At 49.4% G+C, this 13,732-nt stretch carries 8 protein-coding genes; 5 read left to right on the top strand and 3 right to left on the bottom strand.

The window, feature by feature from the left end; translation table 11 throughout:
• Positions 1–62 precede the first annotated feature (62 nt).
• Both EKM96_RS06345 and EKM96_RS06340 read right to left on the bottom strand, forming a co-directional pair.
• A complete protein-coding gene (locus EKM96_RS06345) occupies positions 63–1,373 on the bottom strand; it encodes an NCS2 family permease (RefSeq protein WP_125641376.1) in 1,311 nt (436 codons plus the stop codon).
• Positions 1,374–1,591: 218 nt separating this feature from the next.
• Positions 1,592–2,575 (bottom strand): aldo/keto reductase, encoded by a 984-nt coding sequence (locus EKM96_RS06340; protein ID WP_125641373.1) that lies wholly within the window; start codon positions 2,573–2,575, stop codon positions 1,592–1,594.
• Positions 2,576–2,716: 141 nt separating this feature from the next.
• Between EKM96_RS06340 and EKM96_RS06335 the strand changes: the two genes are divergently transcribed.
• From EKM96_RS06335 to EKM96_RS06325, 3 genes are all read left to right on the top strand, one after another.
• Positions 2,717–3,319: an NAD(P)-binding oxidoreductase gene (locus EKM96_RS06335; RefSeq protein ID WP_125641370.1), complete on the top strand. Its 603-nt coding sequence runs from the start codon at positions 2,717–2,719 to the stop codon at positions 3,317–3,319.
• 80 nt (positions 3,320–3,399) lie between these two features.
• Positions 3,400–3,771 (top strand): hypothetical protein, encoded by a 372-nt coding sequence (locus tag EKM96_RS06330; RefSeq protein ID WP_225417655.1) that lies wholly within the window; start codon positions 3,400–3,402, stop codon positions 3,769–3,771.
• Positions 3,772–3,898: 127 nt separating this feature from the next.
• Entirely contained in the window at positions 3,899–4,915 is a 1,017-nt protein-coding gene (locus EKM96_RS06325) for a polysaccharide deacetylase family protein (protein ID WP_125641365.1), read from the top strand.
• A 52-nt stretch (positions 4,916–4,967) separates the two neighbouring features.
• Here the strand turns inward: EKM96_RS06325 and EKM96_RS06320 are convergent, their stop codons facing one another.
• Positions 4,968–6,110: an ArgE/DapE family deacylase gene (locus tag EKM96_RS06320; RefSeq protein WP_125641351.1), complete on the bottom strand. Its 1,143-nt coding sequence runs from the start codon at positions 6,108–6,110 to the stop codon at positions 4,968–4,970.
• 213 nt (positions 6,111–6,323) lie between these two features.
• Here EKM96_RS06320 and EKM96_RS06315 point away from each other — a divergent pair, with 213 nt between their 5' ends.
• Together EKM96_RS06315 and addA are read left to right on the top strand one after the other, a co-directional pair.
• A complete protein-coding gene (locus tag EKM96_RS06315; RefSeq protein WP_125641349.1) occupies positions 6,324–9,920 on the top strand; it encodes a PD-(D/E)XK nuclease family protein in 3,597 nt (1,198 codons plus the stop codon).
• Positions 9,913–13,695 (top strand): helicase-exonuclease AddAB subunit AddA, encoded by a 3,783-nt coding sequence (addA, locus tag EKM96_RS06310; protein WP_125641346.1) that lies wholly within the window; start codon positions 9,913–9,915, stop codon positions 13,693–13,695. Before EKM96_RS06315 ends, addA begins: the two co-directional genes overlap by 8 nt.
• Positions 13,696–13,732: the final 37 nt, after the last annotated feature.

The raw sequence follows: 13,732 nt of genomic DNA, 5'->3' as shown, positions 1-13,732 counted from the left end.
TTTAACCATAATGACAAATAAAAGAGTCGCAACCGCGGTCACGACTCTTACCTAGTTAAATTCTAGTTAGCATTGAGAATCCAGAGGAAGATGACGAAGACCACGGCCAGGCTGTACATCATCGGCCCAACTTCCTTGCCACGTTTGGCGGCGAGCATGGTTAAGGGGTACGTGATGAAGCCAAGGGCAATCCCGTCAGAGATACTGTAGGTCAGTGGCATACCCAACACGATCAGAAATGCGGGAGCGGCCACTTCGAATTTTTCCCAGTGGATGTTCTTTAATGATTGGGCCATCAGGACCCCAACGATGATCAGTGCCGGTGCGGTCACTTGGTTCGTGACAACGGCCAGTAAGGGGGAGAAGAAGGCACCGAAGACAAAGAGAATTGCGGTGACAATGGCGGTGAACCCGCTTCGACCACCAACGGCGATTCCGGCAGAGGATTCAACGAAGGCCCCCATTGGCGACGTTCCGAGAAGGGAACCGACCACCATCGTACTGGAGTCTGCCATCAAGGCCTTCCCAATTCGAGGTAACTTGTTGTCTTTAACCAAGCCGGCCTGTTCGGCCAAACCAACTAATGTTCCAGTGGTATCGAAGAAGGTGACTAATAAGAAGGTCAAGACGACCACGATCAGTTGGACGGAGTTGATGTCGGTCATGTGGGTGAACCCAACCATGAACGTCGAGCTGATGCTAGGCACTGCGGAGACGATGTGTTTAGGCATGGCGATGAGGCCCGTTGCGAGTCCAAGAATAGAGTTCGCAACCATCCCAATGAAGATGGCCCCAGGAATCTTGGCGCTCATCAGGATTAAGGTGACGAGGAGGCCGAAGATCGTTAACCAGGTGCTCCCAACATGCAAGGAGCCTAGCGTGACAACCGTTGACTTGTCGGCAACGACTAGGCCACCTTGGCTCAGGCCGATGAAGGCAATGAAAAGGCCAATCCCGGCGCTAATGGCCATCTTGAGGTCACGAGGAATGGCATCAACGACCTTTTCCCGTAACTTAAAGGCCGTCAAGACCATGAAGAGTAATGAGGCCACGAAGACCCCGGCCAGAGCCGTTTGCCAGGGAACCTTCATGCCGATAACAACCGAGTAGGCAAAGAAGGCATTGATTCCCAGGCTAGCTGAAATGGCGATAGGATAGTTTGCCAGAATTCCCATCAGGGCACACCCGAAGGCGGAGGCAAAGGCAGTTGCGGTGAATACGGCGCCTTGACTAATCCCCGAGGCCCCAAGAACCTGTGGATTAACGAACAGGATGTAGGCCATAGAAACAAAAGTGGTCAGACCCGCTAAGGTCTCCTTACGAAAGTTGGTACCTAATTCTTCAAATTTAAAATAATTAGCAATACGTTGCATGACTGACGCTCCCTTAACCTTCTATTTAAGTAAAACCCGAACGTTTTGCGCTATCGTTCGGATTTATCAGTTAAAATAATCCTTAAATAGCTTATCATTCTTTGAAAATGAATGCAATCACGAAATAAAAATAAATTTATAAAAATAAAGTTCGTTATTTAGGAAAAATAAAAACCGACCGCCTGGTTAAGGCGATCGGTCATTTTGATAAAGATGGTTTAGTCCGGATCGGCGAGTGACTTGCCGCTAACGGTCGTTTTGAAACCGGCAAAGGCACGGTCAATCGTGGTGTACTCGGTTGAGGTTAATGTGACATCGAGTGACTGGGCATTGGCAACGACCTGTTCAGCCCGCTTAGCGCCGGGGATGACGACACTAATTAATGGATTGGCCATGTACCAGGCCAGAATGGTCTGGGTAATCGTGGCCTGATGAGCTTGGGCAATTGGACGAACCTGATCAATTGCTGCCAGGGCTTGGCCGTAGCGGGGTTCTTGGAAATCAGAAATTTGGCTACGGATGTCATCGGCCGGGAAACTAACCGTCCGATCGTACTTACCCGTCAAGAGTCCGGAGGCCAGTGGGAAGTATGGGACAAAACTCATATGATGGTCGTGGAGGTAAGGCATGAGGTCATTCTCGTGGTCACGATGAAGCAGACTGAATTCATCTTCGACCACGTCAACATAACCATCGGCATTGGCTTCCTTAACCTGATCAATGCTAAAATTAGAAAGACCGATGGCCCGAATTTTTCCCTGTTCCTTCAATCGTTGCAAGGCCCCAACGGCTTCTGCCTTGGGCGTTTGCTTATCCGGAAAGTGAATGTAGTAGATATCAAGATAGTCGGTGTCGAGCCGCTTCAAACTGGCCTCTACTTGTTGGGTCAAGAAGTCCGGGTCGTTATTAATGACTTGCTCACCTGATGAGAAGTCTTGGGCCCCCTTGGTGGCCAATGCGAAACTATGGCGGTTAAAGGCCTTCATGGCCTGGCCAACGAGTTCCTCTGAGTGACCGAGGCCGTAGACAAAGGCGGTATCCAGTAACTGAATCCCGTGTTCCAGGCCGGCAGTAACCAGCTTTAGGCCATCGTCGTCTTTCAGATTGGGGAAGAGGTTATATCCCCCGACGGCATTGGTTCCTAGACCAAGCGGCGTCGTTTCAACGTCGCTCTTACCGATGATGATGTTATTTTGAGTCATAACTTTACCTCCTAAATGATGATCGCGGAAAAATGAAACTCAGATTCATTATAACGGATTGCGGCCGAAATAAAATGAATCATGGTCGGCAGTTAATGGGAGTTCTGGTACACTGGAGATACAGCAAGGGAGCGAAGTTTAATGAAAGTCTATCTAGTAATAGGTGCAGGTAAAATGGGACAGTCGATTGCCCGGCAACTGAGTTTGGATACCGCCGCCACGGTGCGACTGCTACATGATCCCCAACAAGTAGTCTCCGCCGAACTAACGGATCGGGTCACGGAACTCACGGGTGACTTAACGGCGGAGGCCACGTACAACGAGGCCCTGAAGGACAACCCAGTTGTTATTTCGACTTTGGCGGGGATGGATGTTGACCTGACCTTCGAGGCGCTATTCGATGCCCAATATCATCAACGACTGTCGTTAAAACGGTTTGTCATGTTGAGTACGGCGGGGGTTGATCAGGAAGTCATAGGCGACCTGGACTATGCGGGAATAACTGATGTGAAGGAATACCTTAATCAACAACGATATGCTGCCAAATTAGTCGATGAGGCAGAATTCCCGTATACGATTCTGCGGCCGGTTACGCTTGATGATGGGCCCACAACGACGGCAAAGATTCTGCGCGAAGGTGAGTCGGTCCCCGCGGGTACTGTTTCACGTGAAACAGTGGCACAGGTAGCCGTCAAACTTGCCCAAACGGGTGGCTATGATTATCAGTCGCTAGCGATCTGTTAACTAATTGTGCAAGATATTTTAAATACTCACAAAAAAGGCTCTTATCTGCAGAGATAGTTTGTTAGAATAGGCGTAGTGGGGTGAAGGCATTGGCATTAAAAATAGACGATGATCAACTACAGGCGATTCGCGAACGCATGGACGAGGCCAATCAACGTGCCCACTTCGTTATTTTCCAGTCAGTGGAAAAACAAACGGGGAAGGTCCTGCGACTGATTACTGACATTGAGAGTTTTCGAACAATCCAGGACCAACACCAGGATGATTCTGAAATGGTAATTATCCAGGATATTGTTCCAATTACGAATACGTTGGCTCGATGGGCGGTCGCTGAAAACGTTGCCGCCCAACAGGGGGATAACCCAGACGTTCTAAACGATTTGGAATACTACACTAATGAAGTTTTAAAGGAAAATCATCAAGCAGTTAATCCACCTGAAGATAATGACTAAAACAACCTAACTCTGGTTAGGTTGTTTTTTTTATGACAAACATTGTAAGACGTTTAGCAGTCGACTTAATGGCATAGCTGGTAAACTAGGGGTATATCTAGGGGATAGTTTATGAGGAGGGATGATCATGAGACACATTAAGTGGGGACTTGTCGTTGGTCTAGTGATTCTGACTCTGGTGAGTCTTGGCGGCGGAGTGACGGCGATAGCTAAAGGAACCGATAAAACGGTAACTTTTGGTCAGTTAACAGCTAAGAATCCCAAGCGGTTAGCGGCCATTCGGCAGGCGGCGCGTCAACAAATCTTGAAGCAGGCGAAGGCGAAGAAGGGCAATCAAATAACGGCTGTCTATCAGGTGAAGCTACCAACGCATATGACTAAGAAGGCGACGCTGACGCCGGATGGCTTGCAAATGAATCTGCTCGCCAACCATTTTAAACTGAAAAAAATTACGATTCCATACAGCCAATTGAAAGGTAAGGTCGTCAATCGATACTTGCCTAAGGCTAATCGGACAAAGAGCGTCAAGACAACTAAGATGGTTGCCTTGACCTTCGATGATGGCCCGGATCCCAAGCTGACGCCACGGCTACTAAAGACCCTGAAGAAATACCATGTTCATGCAACCTTCTTTGAAGTTGGACAGAGCGTGGCCCGGTATCCGAAGATTTCGCGGGCCGTGTTAGCCGGGGGGAATGAACTAGGGAACCATTCTTGGAATCATCCTAATTTCAATAGTATTGGAACCGCTAAGACGGTCAGCCAAGTCACGCGAACCAATCGGGCCATTTATCAGGCAACCGGGACCTTACCGCAATACGTTCGGCCACCATATGGGAACATCACGGCGGCAGAAGGTCGGGCCATTGAGCAACCCGTCGTTCGTTGGTCGGTCGACTCACGGGACTGGGCTTATCTGAATACCAGAAAAGATATTAATGAAGTTATGAAAGATACGCATGGTGGCGACATTGTCCTGATGCATGACATCCACGCGCAATCGGTGGCGGCTGCACCAACCATTATCAAACGGCTGAAGGCCAAAGGCTACAAGTTGGTCACGGTGAGTGAATTATTAAATTATCATGCATTACCAGGACTGCAATATTTCGGGGCACATGATTACCGGACAACTGGTAAATAAGAAAAAAGCGATTGGCCTCACGGCAAGAACCGTGAGACCAATCGCTTTTCATTTAGCCAAGAAATTTTTGTGCGAGTTGTTCGTAAACCTGTTGGACGTGGCGGAATTGATCCAGGTCCACGGATTCATTTAGGGCATGGGCATCGTACCACTGGCCGGAACCATAGACGATGACGGGAAAGACATTCTTTGACTTGGTATATTCGGAGGCATCGGTGGCACCGTGGATAACCTGTAAGTTCACGGGTGAACCGAATTCAGCGTCGGCAATTTGCTTGGTTAGTTGAACCAGGTGAGAGTCTTTACCACTGATGATGGGTTTGAAACTGTAATCAACGTGGAGCGTCAAATGAACATCGGGTTCTTCATTCAAACGGTCGACGGTTTCGTTGAGACGCTTGATGACGGCCTCGTTGTCGAATTCTGGAATTGGCCGGATGTTGCCTTGAAGTTCGGCCTTAGCGGGGATGCTGTTAACCTGTTCGCCACCTTCGAAGACCGTTACGCTGTGAACCAGCGGTCCTAGTTCGGGGCTAACAGGGGCATCATCGAACTCGGTTGCTTCGGCCGTGACATATTTAATGAGGTTGGTGATAGCGTTGACCCCCTTTTCAGGCATCGAACTGTGAGCACCGACACCTTGAGAGTAAACGTGATAGTTCAAGGAACCGTTATGCGCATAGACGATATTGCCACCGGTGGGTTCACCTAGGACCATCGCGGAGATGTCGTCGGCAATGCCTTGCTTTGTAAGATCGCGGGAACCCATAGCGCCATTTTCTTCCCCGACCGTCCCGATAAACCTTAGCCGTCCATTGAGCTTATCTTGATGATCGGTGAGATTTAGGAAGGTAATGATCATGCCGGCTAAGCCACTCTTCATGTCGGCACTGCCCCGACCGTAGAGCCGGTTACCCTCAATGTGAGCGGAAAATGGATCAAACTTCCAGTCTGCTAGATCGCCAGTGGCCACCGTATCTAGATGTCCGGCTAAGGCCAGGACCTGGACAGTCTTGTGGTTACCAATTTCAGCCACAATATTGCTGCGGCCTTCAGCGTATGGCGTAATCGTTGACGAGATACCATGGTCGGCAAAGAGCCGCTTGATGTAGTCGGCCACTGCGGCTTCATTGCCATTGACAGAATTAATCTGAATTAAATGCTGGAGAATCTGAATTTGTTCACTATCTTCCATAAATCTAAAACCCGCTTTCTCATCATTTTTTAATATTAAAACTTATTCTAACACGGTTTTATCAGAATGGCAGAAAAAATCTCTGTAAAGGTTTTGTATCGATGGCAAACGTGTGTTCGCTTTTGCTGTCGGCTATGCTAGAATATAATAATAACAAGAGTTGTCATCGTGGTGATGGCAACGAGTGAACGGTTATTAAAAGGAGGTCGACTGATGAGTCTACAGTTTATTTTAGGGAGTGCGAAGTTCGATCACCGTCAACCCTTGGTAACGGCCATGGCATCGGCGGTTGAGCAGTCGACAGAACAGGCTTATTATTTGGTGCCTAATCATATCAAGTTCGAAACAGAAGTTGATGTTTTGGCGGCCTTAAAGCGCCTCGGCTCACCAGAAACGGCGTTGTTTGCCCAGTCGCAAGTGCAGGTCTTTTCCTTCACACGGTTGGCTTGGTTTTTCATGAAGAACGAACCCGTCTACCAGTTGCCACGGATCTCAACGGCAGGGTTGAATATGCTGGTGTATCAAATTATTCGGCAACATGCAGACGACCTGACGGTATTTAGGGGGGAGGTAGACCGACCAGGCTTTATCAGTCAGTTAACGACCCAATTGGCAGAGTTTAAGGTTGGCCAGGTAACCGCGGCCGATCTGGCCACGGCAACGGAAAATTTGGGAACGACCAATGCCGATCTACGCGCTAAGCTACATGACTTAACGGTGATTTATACCGCCTTTGAAACACAGATGATGGGGAAGTATGTTGAAAACACCGATTTGCTGAATCAACTGGCTAGTTATTTGGAAAGTACCGCGGACTTGAGCCATGCCCACTTTTATCTGGAAGGTTTTTCTCAACTGAGTGCCCAAGAACGCCAGTTAGTGGCCGTGTTGATTCAACGAGCGGCGAGCGTGACCGTGGCTGTGAATCTAGATCACCAGGCCCCACAAAAGCTGCCGGATCCGACAAACTTATTTTTTCAATCGGCCAAGCTGTACCATCAACTTTATCAGGTGGCGCAAGCCAATCACGTGCCAGTGTTGATTGATCAACAGGCAACGACGCCACGAGTTACACCTGACCTACAAGCCTTAGCCGACTACTGGGAGGCCACAACGACCTTATCACCACGGCCAGAGCCGGCCACAGTCGTGCCACAAGATATTCAATTGGTTCAGGCCGATAATCGCTATGTAGAAGTCTCACGCATCGCGACTAAGATTAGGCAGATGGTGGCAACCGGTCAGTATCGCTATCGGGACTTTTTGATTGTAACCCGACACCTAGATACCTATCAGACGATCGTGGGTCCTATTTTTTCGGCCCAAGATATTCCATACTTTAACGACGTTGACGTTCAAATGGCGGATCATCCCTTTGTAGAATTACTCAATGCCTTATTTGATGTCGACCGGAAGAACTACCGGTATGCTGATGTGTTCCGGGTGTTGAAGTCAGAATTGCTTTTACCCCGAGATGCGACTGGCAAATTCATGTCGATTCAGGACTATCGCCAGGCGTTGGCCCTGACTGAAAATTTGGTCTTAAAAACGGGATTTGAAGGTAAGTCACGTTGGACGCAGAAGCAGGACTGGCAGTATACCCGGTTTGCCGCCGGGGATGATCAGGTTCAGACTAGCCAAGACGAGAAAATTACGGCACAAATTAATATGATTCGCCATTTTATTCAAGCGACTTTACCGCCATTCTTTGCTCGCCTTAAGGCGGCCAAGACTTATACGGATGCCGCGACGGTTTTGTATCAGTTCTTAACGGCTCAGGGAGTCGACAAGCGATTGATCGTGTGGCGCGATCAGGCCATCGATGAGGGCGATCTTGTCAGAGTCGGTCAACCGGAACAAACGTGGGCCACGTTCTGTCAGATGTTGGATGAATGCCACCGAATTATTGGGGACCAACCCTTTCAGCAAGCGGATTTTCAGTCGTTATTACAGGCCGGTTTCGCAGGCGCCAAGTTTAATCAAATCCCCTCGACATTAGATCAGGTCCAGCTATCTGAAAGCGGGATTGTCCAGGCTAATAATCGGCGGGTGACCTTCTTAATGGGGGCTACAGCTGATGCTATGCCCGATGATCAGTTGCCGAACACCTTATTAGCAGATAATGACCGTCAAGATTTAAGCGATGAACTACAGGCCACCGATGAGGATAGTTATCTTCGCGATGATGCGGCGACACAATTGGCTGGCGAACCCTACTTGAACTATCTGGCGTTCCTTAGTGGGAGTGAGCAACTGATCTTTAGTTACCCTATCACCAGTGATGACGCTAAGAACGGTCTCGATATTTCACCATACGTTGCTCGTATCCGGGATTATTTTCATTTACCAGTCACGCTGGCACCAGCAACGCCACAAGCGGATGACCAGGACATCTTGCCATTCGTTGGGACGCGGCGAACAACACTGCGACACCTGGTTCAGGCGAGTCATGATAGCCAACAACGCCAACAACGGCTCTCACCAGCCTGGCTTTTTATTCTGCAACAATTACAGTCTGATCGACAATACGGGGAATTGACGACTAAACTACTGGGTAGTTTGGCCTATAAAAATACGCCAACGCCTTTGATGCCTGATATTGTGACGCAACTGTATGGACAGAAAATCAGTACCTCAATTTCAAAACTAGAGGAATACTATTCAAATCCGTATGCTTACTTCTTAAAGTATGGTTTGAAGCTACAGGAACGGGATGTCTTTGAGCTCTCCCCGGCCAGCACGGGTGAATTCTTCCATGCGACCATGGATGGCTTGATGAAACTGGTTAACCAACAGCACCTGGACTTGTCAGCGCTGGATGACCAGCAGTTGGGTGAACTGACGGACGAGGTGGTCGCTAAGGTTTTAGACACGACCACGAATCCGCAATTTGCGATCTTAGAGAGCTCACATCGAATGGCCTATATTCGGCAACAATTGATTAAGACGATGAAACAGATGGCACGCACCATGCGTAGCCAGAGTAAGCGAACCAAGCTACGACCTAAACAAACCGAAGTTCAGTTTGGGCTAGGAAATGTCGGTGGACTAGCGCCATTATCCTTTGACTTAGGGAACGAACGACAAGTCATGGTTCGTGGGAGAATTGATCGGTTAGATGCCCTGCAAATTAACGATAAAACCTATCTGGGTGTCGTCGACTACAAGAGTTCTGATCACAAATTTAGCTACCAAGAGGCATACTATGGCCAGGCGATGCAAATGCTAACCTACCTGGATGCCGTCAGGAAAAATCTGCCGAAGTTAGTGGGGGAAGATGCGGCTCACCAGGCGGAGTTAGCCGGAGCCGTTTACCTGCATTTGCAGAATCCAATCTTAAAGGCTGCCGAAGTTTTGGGCACCGATCTGTCGGAGGCGTTACTGAAGGCAGAACAGTATCAGGGGCTTTTGTTGGATGACCCCGATATGTTGACCAATATTGATTCGTTGTTTGAGCAGCCGGACTATAGTGGCAGCTCCATTCTTTTTCGTGGCTTACGGCGGACTAAGAAAGGGGCCATTACCTCATATGGCAAGTTGTTAGTCAATCCGGAGGAGCTGGATCTCTTACTCCAGCACACGGAAAGTTTGATCAAACAAGCGGCGAGCCAGATTTTTGCTGGTCGCGTAGACTTGGCACCAACCAGAGAACAGAATCGAACGGCGCTGCAATATTCGCCGTACAAATCGATCATGCAGTTTGATCCGTTACTTAAGGAAAATAATTATCATGACCTTACATCACTGGATAAGGACGAGGTTATGCGCCGCATCGCTGAAGAACAAGCAAAGGGGGAACACCATGAGTAAGAAATTTAATTTCACGCCAAGTCAAGACCAGGCGATTCATCAAACCGGTCATAACTTACTGGTGTCCGCTTCTGCTGGTTCAGGGAAGACGCGGGTCCTGGTGCAGCGAGTGATCGAACGATTGAAGGCGGGAACGGGGATCGATGAGATATTAATCGTGACGTTTACCAAAGCTGCCGCCAGTGAAATGCGAGATCGCATTCAGACGGCGTTGCGGCAGGAACTAGCCGCCAGCCAAGGGGATGCCGATCACCAACAATTCTATTTACGACAGCTAAACCAACTTCCGGTGGCCGACATTAGCACGCTGGATGCCTTTTGTTTACGGATTCTTCAGCATTATTACTACGTGATTGACCAAGATCCCGTTTTCCGACTGCTGGCAGATGAGACGGAGAATGGCCTGATTCGCGATGAGGTCTGGGCCGACCTGCGGGAGCAACTATATGCCGACGATGAGTCTGGCAATTTTGCTCGACTGACAGAGAATTTTTCTGGGGATCGGTCGGATGAGGGGTTAGCCGACTTGGTACAACAGACCAACACCTTTGCCAATGCCACGCCCGACCCGGCGGCATGGCTGGAAAAGTTACCCGCCCGTTATGAATTGGACGGTGAGCAGTTAACGGCAACGACCTTTTATCATGACCAGTTACAACCGTTGTTTTCAGAACAACTTGGCCAAGTAAAGGCGGATCTGACGAGTGCGTTGGATCTGGCCCAGCAAGCGCAATTAGATAAGCAAATTGGCCATTTGGAGACCGTTTTGAGCAGTGTGACCAGCGTTCAGGCGTTAGTCACCAATGGTAGCTGGAACGACCTCAGAGCGGCTATTCAGGACTTCCCTTGGGGCAGAATGCCAGCGGTTCGTAAGACTAATGAGGATTATCCGATCTATTCCGAGTTAAAGGGAACGTATTATGACCCTGCTCGCAAGCAGTTGGAGACGCTCAAGAAGACCTTCTTGTTGCAAAGTGAGGAACAGGCCGTGACCACGATTCAGCAGTCTGGTAAGTTGGTGACGGAGCTGGCCAGGGTAGTGACCGCCTTTCGCTCGGCCTATTGGGCCGAAAAGCAACGCCGGCATGTTCTTGACTTTGCCGATGTGGAACATGCCGCGTTACGGATTCTCACAATGGATTCGGACCAATCGCGCCAGGTTGCAAAACAGCTTAGTCAGCAATATCAAGAGATTATGGTGGATGAGTATCAGGACACCAATGGCCTCCAGGAGGCCATCTTAACGGCAATTGCCCATCCGGCCCCCGCAGGTAACCTCTTTATGGTGGGGGATGTTAAACAGTCTATCTACCGTTTTCGGCAGGCCGACCCAACCCTGTTTATGGGTAAAACGGATCGTTATGCGGCAGATGACACTCAGGGCCAGCTGATTGTTCTGGCCGAAAACTTCCGGTCGATGAAGAACGTCGACGATTTCACCAATTTAATCTTCAAGCAGTTGATGAATCGTGAATTAGGTGAAATCGACTATACGGGGTCGGCAGAGCTAAAATTTGGGGCAACTTACTATCCCGATGACGCGGTTAAGAGCACGGCCGAGTTACTGGTTTATCTGACCGAGGAGTCGGCCGATAGCGATGACGAGTCAGCCGCTCGGGAACCAATGGATGAGACCTTCCAAGTTGATAATAAGCATCAGGGGGAAGTCCTGCTGACAGGTCAGAAGATTCAGGAGTTGATTGCGGCCAAGACCCCGATCTATGACCGAGAAGCCAAGCAGGTGCGACCAATGACGTATGGGGATATTACCCTGTTAACGCCAACCAGGACGAACAACTTGATCATCACGGATGAACTTCGGCGAATGGGAATTCCAGTTGTCGTCAGTGATGCGCAGAACTACTTCAAGACGACCGAGATTCAAATCATGATGTCTTTGCTTCAAGTGATTGATAATCCCTACCAGGATATTCCACTGGCAGCCGTTCTACGGTCACCAATTGTCGGTTTGAACGAAAACGAATTGGCCCTGCTGAGAATTAACTCGAAGACTGGGGATTATTTCCAGGCGTTATTACACTTTCAAGAAGTGGCGGCCAATGCCGCGACGGGAGAATTTCAGCAACGGGTTTTTGAGAAGGTTAATCACTTTTTGGAACAACTCAAACTCTTTCGCGATGTGGCCCAACAGAATGAATTGGTCACGTTAATTTGGCGAATCTATCAAGAGACGGGATTCCTCGATTACGTTGGGGGGATGCCTGCCGGAGAACAACGCCAAGCCAATCTCCATGCCTTATATGAACGGGCGCGGAGTTATGAGCAGAGTAGCTTCAAGGGCCTCTTTCAATTTGTCCGTTTCGTCCAACGCCTGCAACAGCGGGATGCTGACTTGGCGGGGGCTCCAGTGCAAACGGCAGAGGATGCCGTGTCGGTAATGACCATCCATGGGAGTAAAGGCCTCGAATTTCCGGTAGTCTTTGTGATGGATGCGTCCCGTCAATTTAATCGACAAGACCAGCAGGGAAACTACGTGATGAGCGGCAAGACCGGTATTGGGATTGATTACCTTGATCCGGATAGCCGGGTGAAGGCCCCTAGCTTGCAAAAGTTAGTCACGGCGCAGGCCATTTCACGCGCCAGTCTGGCCGAAGAGATGCGGAAACTCTATGTGGCGTTGACCCGGGCCGAGTCACGCCTATATATTGTTGGGTCGCACAAGACCAAGGAAGAGGCCCTTGCAACATGGAATCAGGCGTATCAAAGTCCCGAGCTTGTTTTGAATGCCACCCTACGGGAGAAGAGTACGCTGGCAAACGATCTCGATTGGATTGGCATGAGCCTGGTGCGATCGCCACATTTAGCGGCGGATCTACGCGATGGCCAAACGAGGTTTGTCGGGTTGACCGATGATCCTGCTGAGTTTAAGGTGACCTTCGCCGGAGCCGAAGATGTCCAGCCAACGACGACGGTGGGGGCAGAGGAGGCCGATTGGCTTCAGACCACCCAACAGGCAGCCAAAACGGTGACAGCTGATAAAGTGTCGACCGAACAATTGACCCAGGTGATGGACTTTAAGTATCCGCATGAGGCGGCCACAATGACCACGGCTTACCAATCGGTTTCGGAAGCTAAACGGCTTTTCGAGGATCCAGATAATGCCACGATTGGTGAGTATCAGGCCACTGCGGAACGGCCGAGTGGGCATCGTTTTGTCACCCACGATTTCGCCCGTCCAGAATTTTTACAGACGGTTCGGGAACCCTTACCAACTGAAATTGGGACCGCGACCCACCTGGTGCTACAGCAGCTGGACGTGCGTACGGCTCCCACGGCGGCAAGTGTTCAAAACCTCATTGATCGACTCGTGAATGATCAAGTGCTCTCGGTGGAAGTGGCTAAACGGATCGATGTGTCAAATATTCTGCGATTCTTCGATAGTGTGGTCGGCCAACAAGTCTTGGCCAATCCGACGGCGTTGAAACGTGAAGTGCCATTTTCGTTGTTGATGCCGGCAAAGAGCCTGTTCACTGATTTTAAAGAGCAAGATTCACAAGTTCTGGTCCACGGGATTGTCGACGGTTATTTGACGACGTCAGAGGGCATTATTCTCTTTGATTACAAGACCGATCACGTCAACCTCAAGAATGCCGGGAACAGTGAACAGAAATTAATTGACCGATATGGTGGGCAGGTTAACCTGTATGCCACGGCGCTACAACAGATGACCGGGTTGCCGATCGTTAATCAATATCTATACTTGTTGGCAACGGGCGATTTGGTTAGCGTTCCGAAACAACAAATTCAAGTCTAAAAAAAGGACGCGACCTTTATAGTCGCGTCCTTTTTGG

Source organism: Levilactobacillus tangyuanensis (assembly GCF_003946545.1).
GTDB classification, from domain to species: domain Bacteria; phylum Bacillota; class Bacilli; order Lactobacillales; family Lactobacillaceae; genus Levilactobacillus; species Levilactobacillus tangyuanensis.
Note: the sequence above shows the minus strand (reverse complement) of the source record. Positions and strands in the feature narration are given on the sequence as shown.

Bases quoted from the DNA above. Each gene is read 5' to 3' on its own strand.
- EKM96_RS06320 (WP_125641351.1), bottom strand. From the start codon at position 6,110: ATGGAAGATAGTGAACAAATTCAGATTCTCCAGCATTTAATTCAGATT.
- EKM96_RS06340 (WP_125641373.1), bottom strand. From the start codon at position 2,575: ATGACTCAAAATAACATCATCATCGGTAAGAGCGACGTTGAAACGACG.
- addA (WP_125641346.1), top strand. From the start codon at position 9,913: ATGAGTAAGAAATTTAATTTCACGCCAAGTCAAGACCAGGCGATTCAT.
- EKM96_RS06335 (WP_125641370.1), top strand. From the start codon at position 2,717: ATGAAAGTCTATCTAGTAATAGGTGCAGGTAAAATGGGACAGTCGATT.
- EKM96_RS06325 (WP_125641365.1), top strand. From the start codon at position 3,899: ATGAGACACATTAAGTGGGGACTTGTCGTTGGTCTAGTGATTCTGACT.
- EKM96_RS06345 (WP_125641376.1), bottom strand. From the start codon at position 1,373: ATGCAACGTATTGCTAATTATTTTAAATTTGAAGAATTAGGTACCAAC.
- EKM96_RS06315 (WP_125641349.1), top strand. From the start codon at position 6,324: ATGAGTCTACAGTTTATTTTAGGGAGTGCGAAGTTCGATCACCGTCAA.